The organism is Burkholderia sp. MSMB617WGS, assembly GCF_001532025.2.
Classification (GTDB): Bacteria; Pseudomonadota; Gammaproteobacteria; order Burkholderiales; family Burkholderiaceae; genus Burkholderia; species Burkholderia savannae.
The window spans coordinates 1182855-1203916 of the sequence record NZ_CP013457.1 but is presented as its reverse complement, the minus strand read 5'-3'; the positions used below and the strand labels follow the sequence as shown (position 1 = coordinate 1203916).

The 21062-nt window shown below is 69.7% G+C and carries 15 protein-coding genes; 1 reads left to right on the top strand and 14 read right to left on the bottom strand.

The window, feature by feature from the left end:
• Positions 1–5: 5 nt before the first annotated feature.
• The 14 genes from bcsA to WT60_RS34920 all read right to left on the bottom strand — a co-directional run bounded on the left by bcsA (position 6) and on the right by WT60_RS34920 (position 19331).
• A complete protein-coding gene (bcsA, locus tag WT60_RS05965; RefSeq protein WP_060356852.1) occupies positions 6–2537 on the bottom strand; it encodes a UDP-forming cellulose synthase catalytic subunit in 2532 nt (843 codons plus the stop codon).
• Positions 2534–3319, bottom strand: a complete 786-nt coding sequence (gene bcsQ, locus WT60_RS05960) for a cellulose biosynthesis protein BcsQ (protein WP_060356851.1) — start codon at positions 3317–3319, stop codon at positions 2534–2536. Before bcsQ ends, bcsA begins: the two co-directional genes overlap by 4 nt.
• Positions 3316–3528 (bottom strand): hypothetical protein, encoded by a 213-nt coding sequence (locus tag WT60_RS05955; protein WP_038750974.1) that lies wholly within the window; start codon positions 3526–3528, stop codon positions 3316–3318. Before WT60_RS05955 ends, bcsQ begins: the two co-directional genes overlap by 4 nt.
• Positions 3525–5516 (bottom strand): cellulose biosynthesis protein BcsE, encoded by a 1992-nt coding sequence (gene bcsE / locus WT60_RS05950; protein ID WP_082717734.1) that lies wholly within the window; start codon positions 5514–5516, stop codon positions 3525–3527. Before bcsE ends, WT60_RS05955 begins: the two co-directional genes overlap by 4 nt.
• Positions 5446–9327 (bottom strand): cellulose synthase subunit BcsC-related outer membrane protein, encoded by a 3882-nt coding sequence (locus WT60_RS05945; RefSeq protein ID WP_082759531.1) that lies wholly within the window; start codon positions 9325–9327, stop codon positions 5446–5448. Before WT60_RS05945 ends, bcsE begins: the two co-directional genes overlap by 71 nt.
• Positions 9297–10532, bottom strand: a complete 1236-nt coding sequence (bcsZ, locus tag WT60_RS05940; protein WP_081989848.1) for a cellulose synthase complex periplasmic endoglucanase BcsZ — start codon at positions 10530–10532, stop codon at positions 9297–9299. The genes WT60_RS05945 and bcsZ overlap by 31 nt, the downstream gene beginning before the upstream one ends.
• A 3-nt stretch (positions 10533–10535) precedes the next feature.
• Positions 10536–12791, bottom strand: a complete 2256-nt coding sequence (bcsB, locus tag WT60_RS05935; protein WP_060356892.1) for a cellulose biosynthesis cyclic di-GMP-binding regulatory protein BcsB — start codon at positions 12789–12791, stop codon at positions 10536–10538.
• Between the two features lie 267 nt (positions 12792–13058).
• Positions 13059–13496, bottom strand: a complete 438-nt coding sequence (locus tag WT60_RS33445) for a hypothetical protein (protein WP_145986740.1) — start codon at positions 13494–13496, stop codon at positions 13059–13061.
• 86 nt (positions 13497–13582) lie between these two features.
• On the bottom strand, positions 13583–14281 hold the full coding sequence (locus WT60_RS05930; protein WP_060356850.1) for a response regulator: 699 nt from the start codon (positions 14279–14281) through the stop codon (positions 13583–13585).
• A gap of 272 nt (positions 14282–14553) precedes the next feature.
• Positions 14554–15135, bottom strand: coding sequence for a potassium-transporting ATPase subunit KdpC (gene kdpC, locus WT60_RS05925; RefSeq protein WP_060356849.1), 582 nt, complete (start codon positions 15133–15135; stop codon positions 14554–14556).
• 15 nt (positions 15136–15150) lie between these two features.
• On the bottom strand, positions 15151–17235 hold the full coding sequence (gene kdpB, locus WT60_RS05920) for a potassium-transporting ATPase subunit KdpB (RefSeq protein ID WP_060820960.1): 2085 nt from the start codon (positions 17233–17235) through the stop codon (positions 15151–15153).
• A gap of 94 nt (positions 17236–17329) precedes the next feature.
• Entirely contained in the window at positions 17330–19138 is a 1809-nt protein-coding gene (gene kdpA / locus WT60_RS05915) for a potassium-transporting ATPase subunit KdpA (RefSeq protein WP_059584455.1), read from the bottom strand.
• Positions 19135–19230, bottom strand: a complete 96-nt coding sequence (kdpF, locus tag WT60_RS05910; protein ID WP_038745678.1) for a K(+)-transporting ATPase subunit F — start codon at positions 19228–19230, stop codon at positions 19135–19137. Before kdpF ends, kdpA begins: the two co-directional genes overlap by 4 nt.
• Positions 19227–19331, bottom strand: a complete 105-nt coding sequence (locus tag WT60_RS34920; protein ID WP_197419483.1) for a potassium ABC transporter ATPase — start codon at positions 19329–19331, stop codon at positions 19227–19229. The genes kdpF and WT60_RS34920 overlap by 4 nt, the downstream gene beginning before the upstream one ends.
• A gap of 1424 nt (positions 19332–20755) precedes the next feature.
• On the opposite strand from WT60_RS34920, the gene WT60_RS05905 reads away from it, so the two are divergent.
• Positions 20756–21031: a hypothetical protein gene (locus WT60_RS05905; protein ID WP_060355563.1), complete on the top strand. Its 276-nt coding sequence runs from the start codon at positions 20756–20758 to the stop codon at positions 21029–21031.
• The last annotated feature ends 31 nt before the right edge of the window (positions 21032–21062 follow it).

The window sequence follows — 21062 nt, the reverse complement described above, 5'->3', positions numbered from 1 at the left end:
CGTCGTCAGCGCGCACGCTCCGCCTCTCGCGGCGAGCGCACCATCCGCAGCGTGCGTCTCGCGAGCCGTGCGTAGCCCGCGATGCCCGCCGTCGCCACCTGAACGAGGCCGCTCAGCGGCGCGTCGGACGGTTCGTCGTCGCGCCAGTCGAGCCACGCATCCGCGCGCCCGAACGTGCATTCGACGAGTTGCCGTTCGCGCTCGAGCGTCAATTGCTCGAACTGAACGCCGAGATAGCCGTCGCGCGAGCGCGCGACGCGCACGGGAAAGTGAAACGGCTGATCGCCTCGCGTGATGCAGATCCGAAGCGGCGTGCCGGGTTCGAGCATCAGGCCGGCCGGCGCCTCGAGGCCGAGGCCGCCGCTCGAATAATCGTGCGTGACGGTCGCGATGGTCGTGCCGTCGGCGAAGAGCAGCGTCGCCGGCACCCGCATCGCGATCCGGTGCGTGACGCGCACCTGCTTCGCCTCGTACGCGACGCCGATCGCCGCGCCGAGCATCATCAGGTTGTAGAGCGTCCAGCTCATCGTCAGCAGGACTGTCGACGCTTCGTCGCCCTGGGCGACGACGAGCCGCACGACTCCCGCGCAAATCGCGCCCGCGTTCAGCGCGAGCAGCGCGAGATACGGCTTCGACGTCGCCCAGTCGACGTAGGCTTCGTCGATCCGCCCGCCCTTCGCGGTCACGTTGAACCTGCCGTGCCTCGGGCTCAGGAACGCGATCGTCGTCGGCAGCGCGATGTACCACGCAAGCACCGATTCGTACACTTCCGCCCAGAACGAATGGCGAAAACGCCCCTGCATCCGCGAATTCGAGAGCTGGGCGAGCACGAGATACGGCAGCACGTAGCTCGCGAGCGCGAGCGCCGACGCGTTGATGAAATACAGATGGAAGAACAGGTATGCGATCGGCACCGTGAGGAACACGAGCCGCGGGATGCCGTAGAAGAAATGCAGCATCGCGTTGCCGTAGCAGATGCGCTGGAACAGGCCGAGGCCGCGCCCGACGAACGGGTTGTCGATGCGAAAGATCTGCGCCATCCCGCGCGCCCAGCGTATGCGCTGCTTGATGTGGCCCGCGAGGCTTTCGGTCGCGAGGCCCGCCGCCTGCACGGTCGGCAGGTACGCGCTCGTATAGCCGCGGCGATGCAGCTTCAGCGCGGTGTGCGCGTCCTCGGTGACGGTCTCGACCGCGACGCCGCCCACCTCTTCGAGCGGCCCGCGCTTGAGCACCGCGCACGAGCCGCAGAAGAACGCCGCGTTCCACAGGTCGTTGCCCGCCTGCACGAGGCCGTAGAACAGGCTGCCTTCGTTCGGCACGCGGCGGAACGTGCCGAGGTTGCGCTCGAACGGGTCCGGCGAGAAGAAATGGTGCGGCGTCTGCACGAGCGCGCAGTTCGGATCGCGCAGGAACGCGCCCATCGTCGTCTGCAGGAACGAGCGCGTCGGCACGTGGTCGCAATCGAAGATCGCGACGTATTCGCCGTGCGTTCGCGCAAGCGCGCTGTTGATGTTGCCCGCCTTCGCGTGGCGGTTGTCGTCGCGCGTCAGATAGCCGACGCCCGCGTCGCGCGCGAATGCTTCGAACTCCGGACGACGGCCGTCGTCGAGCAGATAGACGTTGAGCTTGCCGGCGGGCCAGTCGAGGCTCTGCGCGGCGAATATCGTCGGCTTCACGACGGCGAGCGGCTCGTCGTACGTCGGAATGTAGACGTCGACGCTCGGCCAGCCGGCCGGATCGTCCGGCAGCGGCTCGACCGACCGGTCGAGCGGCCATATCGTCTGCACGAAGCCGAGCACGAGGATGAGCCACGTGTACGCCTCGGCCGCGTACAGCAGATAGCCGACCAGCGCCTCGACCGGCGTGCGGAAGTCGAGCGTTTCGGTGCTGCGCCACCAGACGTAGCGCATCATCGAAAGCAGCGCGAGCATCGCGAGCACGAGCGTCGGCACATGGCCGGGCATGCGGCGGATCACGAGCGCGAGGCCGAGCACGGCCGCGAAGAACGCGAACTGCGCGCCCGGCAGCAGCGGCGACGTCGCGGCCCAGAGCCACAGCGCGGCGCCCGCCGCGGCGACGATCGACAGTGTCACGCGCGAACGCGCAACGCGCGTCGCGCCGCGCTCCATCCGCGCGCTCCATCGCTCCCATGGCAGCGCGCCCAGCATGACGGCGACGCGGCGCTTCGCGCGCCGCGCGACTCGGCGCGCCGGCGCGAACCGAGCCGAATGCCGCTCAATGGCGCGACGACGAACCGCCGAGGCGGGGCGCGGCGCACGCACGACCACGCGCCAAAGCCACTCGCGCGAACTGTGCGGCTGCATCACCCCCCACTGCGTCGCCACGGCGAGTATCGCCGCCCGGAGCCAGTCGCGCGCGGCGTCGCGCCGGCCGGGCGCCGGCGGATGGAAGAACGCGCGCACGAGCCAATCGAACGACGAGCGTTCGGCGGGCACGCCCAGGCCGCGAGCGATCCAGTCGCGCATGCGGGCGGCCGCGTCGCCGATCCGGCGGCCGAGCGCGACGCGCGATGTCATTGCCGCGCTCCCGACGTCTCGCCCCCGGCCGGCGCATCGAGCCACGCGTCGACCCAACCCGCGACGCCGTGCATATCGTGCGACGCCTGCGAATGCGGCGCATCGTCGAAGAACCACGTGCCGCGCGCGAGCGACTCGGGCAGCGCCGCATCGAAATGCACGCGCTGCTCGAGCACGACGCCCGGCCCCGCCGCCGCGCGCAGCATCGCGAGCGCATCGCGCTGCATGTCGCGCGCGGGATTCAGGCGATTGACGACGATGTGCAGCGCAGTGCCGGTCTCGGCGCGCAGTTCGGGCAGCCGTGCGGCGGCCGTCGCACAAGCGGCGGACTCCGGCGGCACGACGCACAGCGCGAGATCCGCGCAGCGCAGCGCGTGCGCCGCCTGCTGCGACGGATAGCGCGCGGCGTCGATCAAGGTCACGCCGTTGCCGGGCAAATCGACGTCGACGAGCGAACGCGCAAGCCACTCCGGTTCGGCCGAGAGCCGCAGGTCGCACGCGAGCGCCTGCGCGGGATCGACGTCGCCATACGGCACGAACAGCACGCCGTCCGCGCTGCGCCAGGTGTGCGCGTGCCATGCGGCGGCCGCGCCCGACAGCGCGTGCGCGATGCCCGCCGACGGGAATGCGTCGAGCCCGAGCGGCACGCCGAGCAGATTCTGCGGATCGAAATCGAGCGCGACGACCGGGCGGCCGCGGCGCGCGAGCAGCACGGCGAGCGCGGCCGTCAGCGTCGTACGGCCCGCGCCGCCCGCCGTCGAAATCACGGCGATCGTCTTCATCGCGCGTCCTCACGTTCGGCCGCCTCGCCGGCGCCCGGCACATAGCGGCCGCGCAGCACGACGGGCGCGACGTCGAACGTCGAGGCCGCATGCCGGCGAAACCGCGCGGGCGCCTGCAGGCCGCGCCCGATGCCGAGCCGCCGCGACGCGATCCACGCGGGAATCGCGATCGCCACGCCGAGCACGAAACCGATCAGCATCCAAGTCATGGCCGCCCCTTCGGATCGCGCAGCGGCATCGCGAAGCGCGTCGCATCGCCGAGATGGCGGACGGCGGCTTCCGGCTGCGGCGAAACGGCGGCCGGCGCGGACGCGCACGCCTCGATTGCGTCGGATCGCCGGCCGGCCGTGTCGGCCGACGGCTTTTCCGCGATGGGCTCGTCCGCCGGACGCGCCGCGTGCGCCCGCGGGAACAGGTCGCTGTAGTCGGCGATCGGCGCGCGCCGGTTCGCCGCCAGCAGGCGATCCAGTTCGAGCTTGATGCTCTCGTTGGCGAGATGCACGATGCGATCGGACACGCGCTCGACCGGCACCTGGAAAAGGCGGTCGAGCACGCGCCGCACGTCGGGCAGCTCGCATGCGAACAGAAACAGGTAGACGTGCTGCGCGTCGGCCGTCAGCACGTCGCCGGCGCGGCGCGGCACGCACGCGCGCAGCGCATCGGCGTGCGCGACGCCCGGCAGCAGCGTCAGCTTGACGAGCGCATGCGGCAACGCGAGCGCGGCGCTGCGCTCGAGCACCGCGCGCACGTGCAGGCAGAACGCGCCCACCGGCAGATAGCCGAGCGCCCCTTCGCCGAGCAACGCCGCGAGCGCGGCGCGATAGTCCGACGGCACCGGGCGCGCATAGAGCTGGCCTTGCAGCGAGCGCAGCACGGCCAGCACGCGCGCATGCGGCAAGTCGCGCGCGATCACCTGGTTCGCGCCGAGGCTCAGCATCAGCAGCTCGAAGTGATGGCGCAGCACTTCCCCGCGCTCGACCACGACGATCTTCAGCGCGCCGCCGCAGCCGCGGCGCAGCGCGTGAACGATCGCGCACAGCGCCTCGAGCTGCGCATGCCCGGCGTACGCGAGCACGGCGGTCGCCGCGTGAGCCGCCGTGCAGGCCGCGAGCACCGCGTCGTTGTCGGAGACGACTTCCCATTCGTCGGGCGTCCACGTCTCGTTCCCGACCACCGCGCGCGAGACGACGACGCGCGCCTCGTCCGCGGCGAGGCGCTGCGCTTCGCGCGCGTCGGCGGCGCTGTCGTCCGCCGCCGTCAGCCGGCCCGCCGGCGTGAAGCGAAGCGCGCGCGCTTCGCCCGTCGCGAGCGCGCCGCGCGTGCGCCAGAAATCGACGACCCACAGCAATTCCCCGTGCGAGCGCTGCAGTTGCGCGACGCCCGCGCACGCGCGATGGAAGCCGCCGAGCTGCGCGCGGCGGGCATCGCGCACGATCGGACGATCGTCCGGCGCGGCGTCGCGCGCCTGTCCGCTCGCGCCGTCGGGCGATGCGTCGCCGAGCAGCAGCACGACGGCGATCCGGCGCGCGAGGCACCAGGCGGCGAGCGCGCGCCCTTCTTCCGCGAGCGCCGCAGGATCGCTCCAGTCGAACCAACGCTCGGCGCCCTCGACGAAATACAGCGCATTCGCACGAAAGCCGAATCGTTTCAGCGCGGCGAGGCCGCCGGCGAGCGCGGCGAACGGCGATTTGACCGCCTCGCCCGTTTCACCCGTTTTGCCCGCTTCGCCGCCCGAACGCACCGGCATCGCGAGCACGTTCAGGCGGCGCGGCCAGCCGCGCGCCGCGTTCGCGAAGCCGCGCTCACGCAAGCGAGCCGACGCCGACCGCGCGTCGCACGCAAGCACGACCGTGACGTCGCGCGCGCCCGCTTGCCGCGCGCTTTCCCACACGAGCGCGTCGCAACCGGGCGTGCGCGCCGCCGCGTACACCGCGTATAGTCCGCCCGGCTCGAGCTTCGTCCATTCGCCGGGCAGCGCGTCGATCGCGAGGCGGCCCCAGTCCGCGCCGGCCGGCGGCGTGCGCGTCCGGCCGAACGCGCGCACGCCGGCGAGCAGCCGGGCGCCGAGGGTCGAGTAGCGGGCGGAATCGGATTCGGTGTTCACGCGCGAATGCTCCTTCCGACGTCTAGTAACTCGAATAGAGCCGAACCGGCTCGGGGGACAGACGGCTCTCGTTCTTGCGCGCGTCGAACGCATAGCGCAGGTACAGCAGCCCCGAGCTCGGCGCATAGTCATGCGAATGATCGATGCTGATGCGCGCGCCGATCACGAGATGCGGATTCACGCGGTACTGGACGATGCCGTCGACGCCGTAGAAGAACCCGACGCCCCGCGTCGATCCGCCGCCGAACACAAGGCCGCCGAGCGCCTGCGGCGGCTTCAGGCCGGGGACGTTCGGCAGCCCGTTCGGGAAATACGGCGCGTTTCTCTCGTAGCTGTTCGTCACGCCGGCCGTGACGGTCAGATCCCACGTGAGCGCGCCGCGCCGGCCGAGCCACTCGATCGGCACGCCGAGCGACAGGTAACGCTGCGGACTGTAGTAGCCGCCCTGCCCGTAGGTATAGAAACGCAGGTTGTTCGCGTAGTGCCAAGCATTGCCGACGAGGCCCGCGTCGACGCGCATGCCCGCGCGCCGGTAGACGGGCACGGTGAAGCCCGTGCGCAACGTGATCTCCGCGTTGTCGGCGACGTTGCGCCCGGTCAGCACGCCCGCGCCGACATCCGCGAAAACGTTCGCCGCGCCGACGTCGACGCTCGCGTGCACGTCGACGCCGTCGCGCCGCACGCCCCCCCACGCCGCGCCTGTCCACGGATCGCGCAAGCCCGCATACGACAGCTCGCTGCCCGTGTCGTCGGGCCGCCGCGACGCGCCGATCGAGAAGCGCGCGGGCCCGGCGCCGAATCGATATCTCACGCCGCCGACGACGTAGTGCACGGGAAAGCCGAGCGGCGTCGTGCCGACGTCGACGCGCCACGCCTCCGACTGATAGCCGACACCGAATCCGACGCCCGTCGCCGACTGATGCAGCGAGCCGGGCGGATTCACGTTCTGCGACGCGAACGCGGAATACGTCGCGAACGTGGCGAGCGCGTACGCGTTCGGGTCGCGCGTGTCGAGCGTGCCCGCGTCGAGATGCACCGCGTCGAGATGAACGAAGAAGTGGCCGTCGTAGCGATACGGCATCTGCAGATAGACGGTTCCCTGCTGCGCGTGATATTCGGAGACGCCCGCGTCGCCCGATTTGTATGCGGGAAGCCACCCCGCCTCGATTTCCGGATTGCGCCGCTGCCGCAGATCGCCCCATGCGTCTTGCGCGGGCGTCGCGCCGTCGCGGCCCGGCGCGACGCCTTCCGCGCGCTCCTGCGAGAGCGACAAGCGATAGAGCGACTCGGCTTCGCCGTAACGGCCCTCGTCCTGCGCGACGCGGCCCGCTTCGACGGTAACGTCGGCGCGCGCCGGATAGGCGATGCGAAGCGCATCGGTCACCCGCCGCGCTTCGTCCGGCCGCCGCAGCGCGGTGAACCGGCGGGCGGCGGACAGGCGGACGTCGACGTCGTCCTCCGGCGCGCGCGCGAGCACGTCGCGCACGATCGCGAGCGCGCCGTCGCGATCGCCGGCCCGCTCGAGGATGCGGGCGAGCGACAGGCGCGCGTCGGCATCGTCGGGCGCGCGCGCGAGAATCGGCGCGAGCGCGTCCCGCGCGGCCGCGTCATGGCCCTGCTCGCGCTCGAGGTCGGCCAGCTCGAGCGCATAGCGCCTGTCGGCCTTCTCTTCCGGGCTCGCGGCGTCGAGCAGCCGACGCGCCCGCGCATAGTCGCCGCGCGCGAGCGCGTCGTCCGTCTTGCGCAGCACGAGCCGCAGCGCCTGGTCGTCGACGCGCGCCTTCTGCCCGACGGTCAGATTCGGCTCGTCGCGCAGCGCGGCGAGCGCGGCGGCGAGCTCGTCGTCGCGCCCCGCGCTGCCGAGCAGATCGCCGTAGCGCAACCGCACGTCGACGTCCGCGCGCTGCGGATGCGCGGCGATCCAGTCGCGCAGCAGCGCGACGCCGCGATCGCCGTCGCCTTCGGCGATCCATTGCGCGCCGGCGGCGGCCGTCATGTCCGGATCGTCCGACGCGAGCGCCGCCGCGCGATCGAGCGCCGCGGCGGCCGCGCGCGTCTCGCCGCGCGCGTAGGCCGCACGCGCGGCGTCGATCGCCTCTCTTGCGTCGAGCTTGCGCGCGAGCGCGTTCATTCCGTCGGTGCGCTCGCCGCGCGGCACCGGCGCGAGCGCCGCCTGCGCGCCCGCCGTGTCGTCGATCGACGCGAGATAGAGCGCGCTCGCGTAATGCATGTCGGATGCATCGGAAATCCCGAGCCCGTCGCGCATCACCGTCCGGCCGAGCTGAGGCAGGCTCATGTCGCGATACAAGCGCGCGAGCGCGAAACGTGTCCACGGCGCGTCGGGCGCGGCGCGCAGCGCCGCTTCGTAGCGCTCGGCCGCCGCGCCGCGCTTGCCCGCCGCCGCGAGCGCGCCCGCCTGCTGCGTGATCATGTCGGCGCGCAAGCGCGCGAGCGCGTGCCGGTCGCCCGCTGCGGAAAAACGGCGTTGCAGCGCGTCGAGCAGCGATTCGGCCTGATCGGCGCGGCCGGTTTGCTCGAGCAGCGTCGTCTCGCTGCGCACCGCCGACACGCTCGGCGCGCGCGCCGCCAGCAACTCGCGCAGCAGCGGCTCCGCGTCGCGCCAGTCGCGCCGGGCGAGCAGCGCGTCGGCAAGCATCAGTTCGGCGTCGGCCTGGCCGGGCTTCATCGCGAGCGCCGCGCGCGCCGCGCGCTCGGCGTCTTCCGTTCGGCCCTGCGCCGCAGCGGCCCGGCCTTGCGCGAGCAGGCCCCAGAAACGCGCGGTGCCGGCGAGGCTCTCCCATTTCGCGCGATTGTCGGGCGCAAGCGCGGCCGCGCGCTCGAACAGCACGCGCGCTTCGTCGTGCCGGCCTTCGCGAAGCCGCAACAAACCGAGCCCGCCGATCGCCTCCGGATCGCGCGGCCGCGCGCGCGCCGCCCGCTCGAGCAGCGGCCGCGCCGCGTCGTCGTCGCCGCGCGCGAGCGCCTGCAAGCCGCGCCGCTGCGCGACGTAGTCCGGATCGCGCTCGAGGCGGCGCTGCGCGTCGCGCTCGCGCTCGATCGCGGCGGCCGCGTCGCCGAACTCGGCATCGTCCGGCGCGAGCGCGAGGTAGGCGCGCATCGCATCGAGATAGGCGGGATCGCGGCCCGCCGACTGCAGCACTCTGCGCCAGAGCGCGAGCACGTCCGCGCGGTCGACGTCCGGCCGCCGCGCGAGCGCCGACACGATGCGGTTCGCCTCCGCGCGCGTATCGGCGCGCTCGTTCAGCAGCCGCACGAGCGCAAGCGTCGCGGCGACGTCGTCCGGATCGGCCGCCACGCTGCGGCGCAGCGCGTCGATCGCCTGCGCGCGGCCGTCCGGCGCGCGCGCGACGATCTGGTAATACTCCGCGCCGAGCGCGCCCGACGGCGCGCCGTGCGGAAACAGCGCGACGATCCTTCGCGCCGCTTCGTCGCCGCGCCCGCTGCGCGCGAGCAGGCGGATCTGCGCCATTTCCTCGCGGCCGCTCGTCGCGACGCGATACTCGTCCTCGATCTGACGCGTCGCCGCCGCGCCCGGCGCGACCGACCGCAGGCGCGCGAGCGCCGCCTGCGCGCCCGCGGCGTCGCCGAGGCGAAGCAGAATGCGAGCCTGCTCCGCGAGCAGCGCCGGATCGCCGGGCGCGATCAGCAGCGCCTTGCGGATCGCGTCGCGCGCGAGGTCGTCGCGGTGCTTGTTGGACCACATCCGCGCCGCCTCCAACAGACGCCTCGCGTCGGCGCGCGCGTCGGCCTGGCTCGGCGCGCGCAGGGCCGGCGGCGTCGCGGCGATCCCCGCCGTCGCCCAGACCGACGATGCGAGCCACGCGAACCGCGGCGCGAGCGCCGCCGCGCGCATCAGCGGCCCGCCGCGCACGGCTCGCTCCATCGGACGTTCAGCATGCCGTCGGCCGCGAACCGATAACGCCCGTCGCGCCAGCCGAGCCCGAACAGCGTCAGTACGGCCGTGTAATAGCCCGGCGCGGTTTCGCCGTCGAGCCGCGCGATGCGCTCGACCTGCGCGTCGCCGAGCGCGCGCTCGCCGCGCGCGTCGAGAAACGGCACCGCCGCCGCCGAAAAGCCCGCATTGCCCGCACTCGAGCCCGGCACGCCCGTCTCGGTATCGACCGTCTCCGGCGGCGCGCCGTGCGCGGCCACGTAGTTCGCGAACGGCGCGAAACGCGCGAGCAGCGGCTTCGCGAGCGGATCGTCCGCCGCGAGCATGCCCGTCCACAGATACACGCGAATCGCGTCGTACGCGCCCGCGCCGCGCGTGGCCGGATCGGCCCCGAAGCCGGCGCCCGCGCGATAGACCGTCCAGTCCGGCGCGAAGCCGCGCGGCGCGGCGTCGAGCAGCACGCGGCGCGCGCTCGAGACGAGGCGCGGCCAGCGCGCGTCGTCCGGCAGATGCGCGCCGATGCCGCGTATCACCTGCGGCGGCGAGTAGCTCGGGTTCAGCCGCCATCGGTCGCGCGCCGGCTGAAAGCCCTCCGGCCCCGGCAAAAGCGCGACGCCGAGCTCCGGTAGCGTCGCCGTCTCGTCGTCCAGCACGCGCTTCGCGAGCGCCGCGCCGCGCGCGATGTAGCTGCGCTCGCGCCATAAGCGCCCCGCCTCCAGCAGCGCGTACGCGATCCACAGATCGGCGTCGGATGCGGCGTTCGCGTCGAGCACGCGCCACGCACCGTCGCTCGCGCGGCCCCACAGCCAGGCGGGCAAATGCGCGCTCAGGTCGCCTTGCGCGAGATTGTTCTCGGTCCAGCGAAGGAGCGCGTCGAAGGCCGGCCGGTCGTTCGCGACGAGTGCGAAGAACAGGCCGTACGCCTGGCCCTCGGACACGGTCCGCTCGTCGGCCGAACCGACGTCGATCACGCGGCCGTCGATCGACATGAAATCGCGCTTGAAGCGCGCCCAGCGCGGCCAGTCCGACGCGGCCGCGCAAACGCTCGCGTCGCCCACGGCGACGGCTTGCGCGCGAACGGCGGCGGCACCCGCCACCGCCGCCGCGCCGACGAGCGCCGCCGTCGCCGTCGCCGCACGCCGCATCGGTCGGGCAAAGCCGGTGCGCCGCGTCGGGTCGATCGGCTCGCGGGCCATCCGTCAGCTCCTGCGGCGCCGCTCGGCGATCCGCTGCAGCACGCCGAACGCGGCGAGCGTGAGCAGCAGGCCGGCGAGCACGCCCGAGATGCCGAGCAGCAGCGGATGCTTCGCCGCGTGGCCCCAGAGCCGTTCGTACCACGACACATAGCCGACGATGTAGGTGTCGTTCACCCGCATGCTGTCCACCGCATCCGCCCGGACGAGCGCGAGGTCGCCCTGCACCTGCGCGACGAGCCCGGGCTTGTCGAACACGTCGAGCAGATCGCCCAGGCGCTGCGCGTCGGTCGCCGTCAGCGCGACGACGCTGCGCCCGCGGCTGCCGGGCAGCTCGAAGCCGAGCAGCGCGCCGAGCGCGCCGCGCTGCTCGAGCAGCGCGCTGCCTTCCCGCCGCCTGTCGCCGACACGCCAGCGCTCCGTCACCGCGAACGCGGCGGGCACCATGCCGTCGGCGGGCCGCGCGCCGAAGACGACCGGCAACGCCGCGCGCCAGCGGTCGAGCAGCGGAAACGACGAGCCGCCGTCGACGACGAGCAGATCCTTGTCGACGAGCCCCGCCGCGTCGCGCTCGCGCGCGAGCGCGACGCGCAGCGCCGGAAAGCCCGTCCATTCGCCCATGTGGCCGAGCATCGCGAGGAACGCTTCGATTTCCTGGGGCGACGGCGCATCCGCGATCACGACCGCCGTTTGCGAAAGGTCCGCGTAGCGCGTGAACGGAAACCCGCTGTTCGCGAAATACGCGAGATTCGGCAACTCCGCGTAATGAACGAAGTGCGAGAAATCGATCGTCGAATCCGGATCGATCGCCGCGCGCTGCGGCTGCGACGCGACGCCCGAACACCAGCCGGTCTGCTGCGAATCGAGATTGAAGCGCAACTGCAACTGGTTGGCGCTGCCGACGCGGAACGCGGGGATGTCGACGGCACTCGTCCTGCGCGCGTCCGGATCGGACAGCAGCGGCAGTTGCAATCGTCCGCGCGCGTCGTCGGCCGACGCGAGCGGAAGACGGTACGACTTGACGAGCTGCTCGTTGATCTCGACCGACAGCGTCGAGTTGTTCGGCACCGTCGGCGCCGTGTAACGATAGCGCAGCAGCAGCGGCACGCCCGCCCCGCTCCACGAATGCAGATCGGCCGGCAGACGCAGGTTCAGCCGGATCGGATCGGGTGCGCTGCCGCGCACTTCGAGCGCGTCGGGCTGCTCGGCGAGCTCCCTGAACGCGACGGGCCGCGTCACGGGCAGCCAGCGCGGCGCGTCGTACGGCTTGCGCGGCGGGCCGGCATCGACCCGCGCGATCCGCGCCCACGGCCCGGACAGCGCCGCCTTGCCGAGCACGAGCGCACGAACCGCTTCGTCGACTTCGGCCGCGGTGCGCCCGGTGACGACGAGCAGCTTCTTGTCCGCGGCAGACGGATTGTCGGCGACGATCAGCATCGGGCCGTCGATCGCCGGCAGGCTCAACCCGGCAGGCAGCGCGGACGCAATGCCGACGACCACCGCGTGCGCGCCGGCAGGCGGCGCCGATGCGAGCGGAAAGCGCGCGTGACGGTAACTCGCGAGCGCGCCGAACCACGACGCGAGCACGCCCGCGCTGCGCAGCGTCGCGTCGTCGGGCGCCGCGGGCAGTACGAAAGGCAGCGTCAGCCGATCGTTGTCGCGCCGATCGAAGAACGGCACGGGCAGCAGCGCGAGATCGTTCGGCAGGCGCATCGCCTCCTCGTCGAGGATCAATTCGCTCGACGGGCTGACGTCGGCCCACAGCGAGGAATGGTTCGGGTCCTCGCAATGATCGAGCGTGTAGTGCGCAACGAGATGCAGGCCGATCTGATTGAAATCGCTGAGCAAGCGCGAATCGATCGGAACGTCCTGCGTGACGGTGCGGCCCGCGCGCTCCGGCGCGAACGGCACGGTCGCGACGGCTTCGCCGTTGACCGTCACTTTCAGATGCGAAACGGCAAACACGAGCGCCGGCGAATACGCATAAACGAGGCGCAGCCGTGCGGCATTGACCACTCGATCGAGCCGCACGCCGGCGTTGACGACGCGCGTCGCGTCGACGCCTCGGAACTTGAGCACGTCGTATGCGCCGAGCGACGAGAACGGCAGGTGCGCTTCCGATCGCGCTTGCGATCGCGCTTGCGATTGCGCCTGCGAGGCGCGACCGTCGGCAACGCCGGCGTCCGGACGCCGGGACGCGGAGAAGTCCGCAGCGGACGCGGGCGCCGGCGCGGCTTCGGCGATTTGAAGCGCCGCCGCCATGGTCGACGCGACGGCGGCAGACGCGAGCGCCGCCCGCAATCGTTCGCGAAGCCGCCGTCGCGTGGCGCATCGGTCTTCTGCAGAAAATCCCAGATTGCGCATTGATTTATTTTTAATTCAACGAAATGCAACAATTGGAGCGAATTAGATAATCGGCATCATGATTGCCGAATCGACACCGAATATCTCGTAAGCGTCATGCCGATTCGAAAATCGGAATCGATTCCCTCGCCTCTTCGGCGCTGCAAAACGGATCTGCTTCAACTTTTATAATTCATCCGGTCTCACTGTGTGAGCAATATTTTTGTCTCGATTTTCCCGGTTGCAAGACGGGCGTGCATGACGTTCTCGCCGCGATGCCGCGACGAACGACGGGCGCCGCTTCGAATCGCCGCCGAAATCGCCAACGCTCGCGAACCTCATCGCGGCCGAGGCGGCGCGGCGGGTCATCAGGCGCGGCGTCCCGCGAGCGAAGCCGCGGACCGCCTGGGGAATTCGACCTGGAGCCGGCATCGCCGGGCCACGAGCCGCCGGCAATCTTTTGCTGAACGAATCGAGCGTCGCGCGCAATCGACCGCGTTTTTTGCAATTGAAACCGGCATCGCGACATCTCGTCGCAAAGCGTAGCGATCCGAAATTTCCATTGCGTATTTTTCGGGCAATGCTGCCGAGACGCGCGTTCATCAGCGCGCGTGCGTCGAGCATTCGATACGGCGGCGCTGTCGCGTGTCGAACGTGCATTCCGTTTGCGATGCCGATCCAGAAAACCCTCCGCCACGCGCGCAACGCCGCTACCGCGCGCCGATCAGCCGATATCCCTCGCCCGCTTCCGTCACGATGTGCTCCGGACGCCCAGGGTCGCGCTCCAGCTTCTGGCGCAAATGCCCCACGTAGACGCGCAGGTAATGCTGATCCTGCATGTGAGACGGCCCCCATATCTCCGTCAGCAACTGGTCATGCGTCAGCAATCGTCCGGCGTGCCGGGCCAGCAACGCGAGCAGCCGATATTCCGTGCGGCTCAAGTGCACGACCCCGCCCTCGCGCATCACGCTCCGCTCGCCGAGATCGATCGTGACGCCGCCGAAGCGCACGACGCCTCCGCGATGACGGGGATTGCCGGTCAGCCGCCGCAGACGCGCGTGGATGCGTGCGATCAATTCCGGCACCCCGAACGGCTTCGTCAGATAATCGTCCGCTCCGGCATTCAGCGCGGCCACCTTGTCGGATTCCCGATCCCGCGACGACAGGACGATCAGCGGCGCACGCGACGCGCGGCGAATCTCCCCGATCAGGTCCATGCCGTCGACATCCGGCAAGTTGACGTCGACGATCAGGAGGTCCGGATGCCGCCGCGCGACCTCGTCGAGCCCTCGTACGCCCGTGCCGGCATCGTAGACGGCGAAGCCCTCGTGCGTGAGCGCCGCGCGTACGAAGTGACGGATGCAGGTTTCGCCGTCGATCAGCATGACGGTAGCGGTCGGCCCGCTCATGCTCGACCTTGTCGAATCGCTCGAGTCGACCGCGCGTGGCCGGCAGCCGGCGAAAATATCATGTCGTTGCCACCTCTCCAGGCTCATGCGCGGCAGACGACGTTGCGTCGAGCCCGCCGCGTTCGGTTCGCGTTCGCGCCGCCGATCTCCGGATGCCGTCGCGCCCGACACTCGCCGTCGCCGCGCGACGGCCCGCTCGCCGGCCCCGCGCGCGACGCCCGGCCTGGAGCGCCCTGCCGGATCGCTCACGACGGCCCGCCACCGATCGCCGGTCAGCGCATCGGCTTCGCTTCGTCGAGCGCCAGGTTCAGCTTCAACACGTTGACGCGCGGTTCGCCCAGCACGCCGAGCTGGCGCCCGCTCGTGGCGCCGGCAATCAGGCGGCTGACCTGATCGACGGACAAGCCCCGCGCTTTCGCCACCCGCTCCGCCTGATAGGCCGCCGCGGCCGGCGTGATCTCCGGATCGAGGCCGCTGCCCGACGACGTGACGAGATCCACCGGAATCGGCTTCGACACGTCCGTTCCCGCGGCCTTGAGCGCGTCGATCCGCCCTTTCGCTTCTTCGGCGAGCGCCGGGTTCGTGGGCCCGAGATTCGAGCCGTTCGATCCCTGCGCGTTGTACGGATTCGGCGTGGTCGCCGACAGACGCCCCCAGAAATACTGCGGCGCATCGAACTGCTGACCGATGACGGCCGAGCCGATCGCCCTTGCGTCGCGCGTGAGCAGGCTGCCGTTCGCCTGCCACGGAAACACGGCCTGCCCGATCCCGGTCACGACGAGCGGATAGAGGCCGCCCGTGATCAGCGTCAGCGCGGCGAACAGCACGAGCACCGGCCGAATCAGCGTCTTCATGATGTCGCTCCCCCGTTATGCCCAACCGAGCGCGGTCAGGATCACGTCGATCAGCTTGATGAACGGGAACGGCAACAGAATGCCGCCGAGCCCGTAGATCAGCAGATTGCGGCGCAGCAGCGCCGACGCGCCGAGCGGGCGATACTTCACGCCCTTCAACGCGAGCGGGATCAGCGCGACGATGATGAGCGCATTGAAGATCACCGCGGACAGGATCGCCGACGACGGCGACGTCAGACGCATGATGTCCAGCACGCCCAACTGCGGATACGTGGTCGCGAACGCCGCCGGAATGATCGCGAAATACTTCGCGACGTCGTTCGCGATCGAGAACGTCGTGAGCGAGCCGCGCGTCATCAGCATCTGCTTGCCGATCTCGACGACTTCGATCAGCTTCGTCGGATTCGAGTCGAGATCCACCATGTTGCCCGCTTCCTTCGCCGCTTGCGTGCCCGTGTTCATCGCGACGGCCACGTCCGCCTGCGCGAGCGCCGGCGCGTCGTTCGTGCCGTCGCCCGTCATCGCGACGAGCCGCCCTTGCGCCTGATGCTCGCGAATCGTCGTGAGCTTCGTTTCCGGCGTCGCCTCGGACAGGAAATCGTCGACGCCCGCCTCCGCCGCGATCGCCGCGGCGGTGAGCCGGTTGTCGCCCGTCACCATGATGGTCTTGATCCCCATCTTGCGCAGCTCGGCGAAGCGCTCCTTGATGCCGCCCTTCACGATGTCCTTCAATTCGATCGTGCCGAGCACGCGCGAGATGCCGTCGCGCAATTCGGCGACGACGAGCGGCGTGCTGCCGCGCCGCGCGATGTCCTTCACGATGCTGTCGACTTCGGCGGGCACGCTGCCGTTGTGCGCTTCCATGTAGTGCTTGATCGCGTCGGCCGCGCCCTTGCGTATCTCGCGGCTCGGCGCCCCGGCGGAAGCCCCCGCGGGGGACAGGTCGACGCCGCTCATTCGGGTCTGCGCGGAGAACGACAGGAACACGGCGTGCAGCGCGGCCATGTCGCGCTGGCGGATGTTGAAGCGCTGCTTCGCGAGCACGACGATGCTGCGGCCCTCCGGCGTCTCGTCGGCGAGCGACGCCAGTTGCGCGGCATCGGCGAACGCCTCCTCGGTCACGGTCGACACCGGGTAGAACGCCGACGCCTGACGGTTGCCGAGCGTGATCGTGCCCGTCTTGTCGAGCAACAGCACGTCGACGTCGCCCGCCGCCTCGACCGCGCGCCCCGACGTCGCGATCACGTTCGCCTGCATCATCCGGCTCATGCCCGCCACGCCGATCGCGGACAGCAGGCCGCCGATCGTCGTCGGAATCAGGCACACGAGCAGCGCGACGAGCGCGGTGATCGTGACGGGATGGCCCGCCTTGGCCGCCGCGACCGAGAAGATCGAGAACGGCAGCAGCGTCGCCGTCGCGAGCAGCAGCACGATCGTCAGCGCGACGAGCAGGATCGTGAGCGCGATCTCGTTGGGCGTCTTCTTGCGCTTCGCGCCCTCGACCATCGCGATCATCCGGTCGAGGAACGCCTCGCCCGGGTTCGCCGTCACCCGGACGACGATCCAGTCGGACAGCACGCGCGTGCCGCCCGTCACCGACGAGAAATCGCCGCCCGATTCGCGGATCACGGGCGCCGATTCGCCGGTGATCGCCGATTCGTCGACCGACGCGACGCCTTCGATCACCTCGCCGTCCGCCGGAATCGCGTCGCCCGCCTCGACGAGCACGACGTCGCCGCGGCGCAGGTCGCTCGCGGTCATGATGCGGATCGGCGATTTCGGGTGCGGCCCCTCGAGCTTCTTCGCCATCACGTCGTGCCGCGCGGCGCGCAACGATGCCGCCTGCGCCTTCGAGCGCCCTTCGGCGAGCGCCTCGGCGAAGTTCGCGAACAGCACGGTGAACCACAGCCACAGCGCGACCGCGAGAATGAAGCCCGCGGGCGCCTCGGCGTCGCCGCGCAGCGCGGCGATCCACAGGACCGTCGTCAGGATGCTGCCGACGTACACGCAGAACATCACCGGGTTGCGCAACTGCGTGCGCGGCGCGAGCTTGCGCAACGAATCGATCAAAGCCGGCCGGACGATGGCCGGATCGAACATCGAGCGCGCCGCGAGGCGCGCGTGCCCGAGGTTGTCGGGGCGATGTTGCGATGCTTGGTTATCCTGAATCATGTCTACCTCGCCATGAACGACGTCAATGACCGGCGATCATCATCAGATGCTCGACGACCGGGCCGAGCGCGAGCGCCGGCACATAGGTCAGCGCGCCGACGAGCAGCACCGTGCCGAGCAGCAGCACGACGAACAGCGGACCGTGCGTCGGCAGCGTGCCGGCCGTCACCGCGATGCGCTTCTTGTCCGCGAGTGAGCCCGCGATCGCGAGCACCGGAATGATCGTGCCGAGGCGGCCGAACCACATCGCGATCGCGAGCGTCACGTTGTAGAACGGCGTGTTGACCGAGAGGCCCGCGAACGCGCTGCCGTTGTTGTTCGCGGCCGAGCTGTACGCGTAGAGAATCTCCGAGAAGCCGTGCGGGCCCGGATTCGCGACGCCCGCCACGCCGGCCGCCGACAGCACGGCGACCGACGCGCCGACGAGCACGAGGAGCGGCGTCAGCAGAACGGCAATCGACACCATCTTCATCTCGTACGATTCGATCTTCTTGCCGACGTACTCCGGCGTTCGTCCGATCATCAGCCCGGCGACGAACACCGCCAGCAACGCGAAGACGAGCATTCCATAGAGTCCGGAACCCACCCCGCCGAAGATCACTTCGCCGAGTTGGATCAACATCAGCGGGACGAATCCGCCCAGCGGCGTCAACGAATCGTGCATGTTGTTCACCGCGCCGCACGACGCCGCCGTCGTGGCGACGGTGAAGATGCCCGACTGCGCGATGCCGAATCGGGTTTCCTTGCCTTCCATGTTGCCGCCGTCCTGAACGGGCGACGCGCGCTGATCGACGTTCAGCGTCGTGAAGACGGGATTGCCGGCCTGCTCCGCGGATATTTCGCCCCAGCACGCAACGGCGAACGCGATCGTCATCGCCGCGAGAATCGCATGGCCCTGCCGGCGGTCGCCCACCATGCGGCCGAACACGACGCACAACGCGGCGGGGATGATCAGTATCGCGATCATCTGCGTGAAATTGGCGACGGGCGTGGGATTCTCGTAAGGATGCGCGGAGTTTGCATTGAAGAATCCGCCGCCGTTCGTGCCGAGCATCTTGATCGCTTCCTGCGATGCGACGGGCCCCATCGCGATCGTCTGCTTGTCGGCCTTGAAGTCCGCCATCACCGCATTGCCCTTCGCGTCCTTGACCGGATTGCCTTGCGCGTCCGTCTTGGGCGCCTGGTAGTGCGTGACCTGCAACGTCGGCACGTCGACATACGACGAGAAGTTCTGGATCGCGCCCTGGCTCACGAGCGCGACGGCGACGACGAGCGCGGCCGGCATGAGGATATAGAGCGTGATGCGCGTGAAGTCGACCCAGAAGTTGCCGATCGTCTTCGACGTATGGCGCGCGAAGCCTCGGATCAATGCGACCACGACGGCAATGCCCGTGGCCGCCGAAAAGAAATTCTGCACCGTCAGCGCGGCCATCTGCGTCAGATAGCTGACGGTCTGCTCCGGCGTGTAGTCCTGCCAGTTGGTGTTCGTGACGAAGCTCACCGCGGTGTTGAACGCGGCGTCCGGCGTCATCGGGCCGAATGCTTGCGGATTGCCCGGCAGCCATTGCTGGATGCGCAACACGCCGTACACGACGACGACGCCGAGCGCGTTGAACGCGACGACGGCCATCGCGTATTGCCGCCACGACATCTCCGCGGCGGAATCGACGCCGGCTAGCCTGTACAGCGCGGTCTCGACCGGTCGCCCTACGCGGAGCACGATCGCCGACTTGCCGTCGAGCACATTCGCCATGTATCGCCCGAGCGGAATCGCCAGCGCGATCAATAAGACGATAAAAATGCCCGTCTGGATCGAATTGTTCAGGTTCATTCGAGATCCTCCGCGCGCAGAAGCGCATAGAGGAGATAGACGAACAAGACGGCCGTCGCGGCGCCCGCGAGCCACATCATCCAGGCACTCATGAGCGGCCTCCCGACGTGCGGCGCAGTTTGTCGCAACCGGCGATCATCGCGGCGATCAAGCCGCCGAATACGCCGATGGCGATGAGGTAAAGGAGATCCATGGTCGCGCCTCCAAGCGGAAACCCGCTAAACCCAGCGTATGAGAGCCACGGTAAACTTCCCGAAAAACCGAAGCGCGGGACTATAAAAGTTGCGTAAACAGAAACGGCGGAGGCGTCGGGTGAGAGAAAGCGAATGCGCGCCGTCGCATCGGAGCGTCGAGCAACTTCGAGCGGCTCGATGCGAAATGAATAGAACCCCTGATCACTTCGGCGCAGCACGCCTGCGTCGGCGTCCCGCGCTCGGACGTAGCTTAGTCACGCGTTTTTACAGACAATTGACGTGAGTCAACTCTGTGACCAACGCCGAAATTTTGCATCGCCGCGTCGAACGCGGTTCGACTTCGTTTCGTTTTCTGTTCGAACTTCAATACGCCGGCAGACGTATCGATGGGGTCGCCTCGGATTCGGATTCGGAGGCGTTCGGCGTTCGGCGTTCGGCGTTCGGCGTTGGACCACCACGAATCTCGCCATGCATAGCCGTTCACGTTTCGGAGCTCAATCAAGAATGGATAGCGAGAATTCGCGATCTTTCGACGGGACGCCTGAGCGCTAGCGCTCCCGCGCTCAAGTCGTGAATGCCTGAATACACGGATGCGCATTCTCCCGCGCCTGATTGCAGGTGACGGAAAGCGGCATCCGCAAGGCGTGCGGATTCGCAAGAGGCACGCCATCGCCTCTCTTCAACCGTGAACGCACACCGTCGGCGATGCCGCGACCGCGTGCGGACCACGATGATTCGTCCGGATGCGATGCGCCGCGTGTCGGTGAGGCGCGCCGGCGCGAACGTGGCGGCGCCGCGGCGACGGCCGAGCGCGCGCGCCTGCATCGCGCTCTCGACATTCCGCCGCCCCGCGCTACGCGCGGAACACGCATCGACAAGCGCGCCGACCCATCCTCCTTTACGACCTTTTTACTTGTCACCGGATCGCGGCTCAATAAAATATCAACCGTAATCCAACCGAGAGCCGGCGACATGACCATCCGATGTCCTCGTCCCCCAAGTTGCATCGCTACCTGACAGGCAGGACGCAAGCTCTTTTCCTCGAGCCATCGTCCTGCCGAAAGGCGGGCGGTGCGCGCCGCTAGCTACCCTTCCCGAGTGTCCTTCGGCCCGCAGGAATGGCCCGGCTGCCGCAACTCCGGCGGCAGCGCGCCATGCGGGGCTGCGTTCGCTCGCGGAAACCGCAACGCGCGCACGATGCCCGCGTTCCGAGGCGCGGCACGTCGCCATCGAGCCGATATCTGGCAATGGCCTTCCGACGGCGTCGACGCGCCCGGGCCGAATCCCGAGAGCCGGGACGGGCCGACCGTCGACACGACGCGGCTCCTGCTCTTCGCCCGCCCCTTCGGACTTCGCATCGTTTTGCGCGTGGCGAACGATGCGATACGCATGTGCGCCATGCGTGTTGAAGAAAGGATTGCTGATGAACGAGTTCCATGGAAATTCGGTGCCGGCGAACATGCCGCGGCTGAGCGCGCATGAAATGGCGGCGCTGATGCTGCTCGAACATGCGCCCGTCGAAATCGAGCGGGGAACGCTCGACATGACGATGCTCCGCGACGCAGGGCTGGCGGAACTGATCGATCGGGAAAAGGGCGCGCCCAAGTTCTCGATCACGCGGAAAGGAAAAGTCCTGCTGCGCATCCTGAGCGAATTGATCCCGCGGGAGAGCGTCGGGCGGCCGAGCCGGCGATCCTGATTTCGAGCGCGCGTCGCCGAACGCGTGAGAG

Bases quoted from the DNA above. Each gene is read 5' to 3' on its own strand.
- bcsA (WP_060356852.1), bottom strand. From the start codon at position 2,537: ATGACATCGCGCGTCGCGCTCGGCCGCCGGATCGGCGACGCGGCCGCC.
- bcsQ (WP_060356851.1), bottom strand. From the start codon at position 3,319: ATGAAGACGATCGCCGTGATTTCGACGGCGGGCGGCGCGGGCCGTACG.
- WT60_RS05955 (WP_038750974.1), bottom strand. From the start codon at position 3,528: ATGACTTGGATGCTGATCGGTTTCGTGCTCGGCGTGGCGATCGCGATT.
- bcsE (WP_082717734.1), bottom strand. From the start codon at position 5,516: ATGCGTTCGACGCGCGCAAGAACGAGAGCCGTCTGTCCCCCGAGCCGG.
- WT60_RS05945 (WP_082759531.1), bottom strand. From the start codon at position 9,327: ATGGAGCGAGCCGTGCGCGGCGGGCCGCTGATGCGCGCGGCGGCGCTC.
- bcsZ (WP_081989848.1), bottom strand. From the start codon at position 10,532: ATGGCCCGCGAGCCGATCGACCCGACGCGGCGCACCGGCTTTGCCCGA.
- bcsB (WP_060356892.1), bottom strand. From the start codon at position 12,791: ATGGCGGCGGCGCTTCAAATCGCCGAAGCCGCGCCGGCGCCCGCGTCC.
- WT60_RS33445 (WP_145986740.1), bottom strand. From the start codon at position 13,496: ATGCTCGACGCACGCGCGCTGATGAACGCGCGTCTCGGCAGCATTGCC.
- WT60_RS05930 (WP_060356850.1), bottom strand. From the start codon at position 14,281: ATGAGCGGGCCGACCGCTACCGTCATGCTGATCGACGGCGAAACCTGC.
- kdpC (WP_060356849.1), bottom strand. From the start codon at position 15,135: ATGAAGACGCTGATTCGGCCGGTGCTCGTGCTGTTCGCCGCGCTGACG.
- kdpB (WP_060820960.1), bottom strand. From the start codon at position 17,235: ATGTTCGATCCGGCCATCGTCCGGCCGGCTTTGATCGATTCGTTGCGC.
- kdpA (WP_059584455.1), bottom strand. From the start codon at position 19,138: ATGAACCTGAACAATTCGATCCAGACGGGCATTTTTATCGTCTTATTG.
- kdpF (WP_038745678.1), bottom strand. From the start codon at position 19,230: ATGAGTGCCTGGATGATGTGGCTCGCGGGCGCCGCGACGGCCGTCTTG.
- WT60_RS34920 (WP_197419483.1), bottom strand. From the start codon at position 19,331: ATGGATCTCCTTTACCTCATCGCCATCGGCGTATTCGGCGGCTTGATC.
- WT60_RS05905 (WP_060355563.1), top strand. From the start codon at position 20,756: ATGAACGAGTTCCATGGAAATTCGGTGCCGGCGAACATGCCGCGGCTG.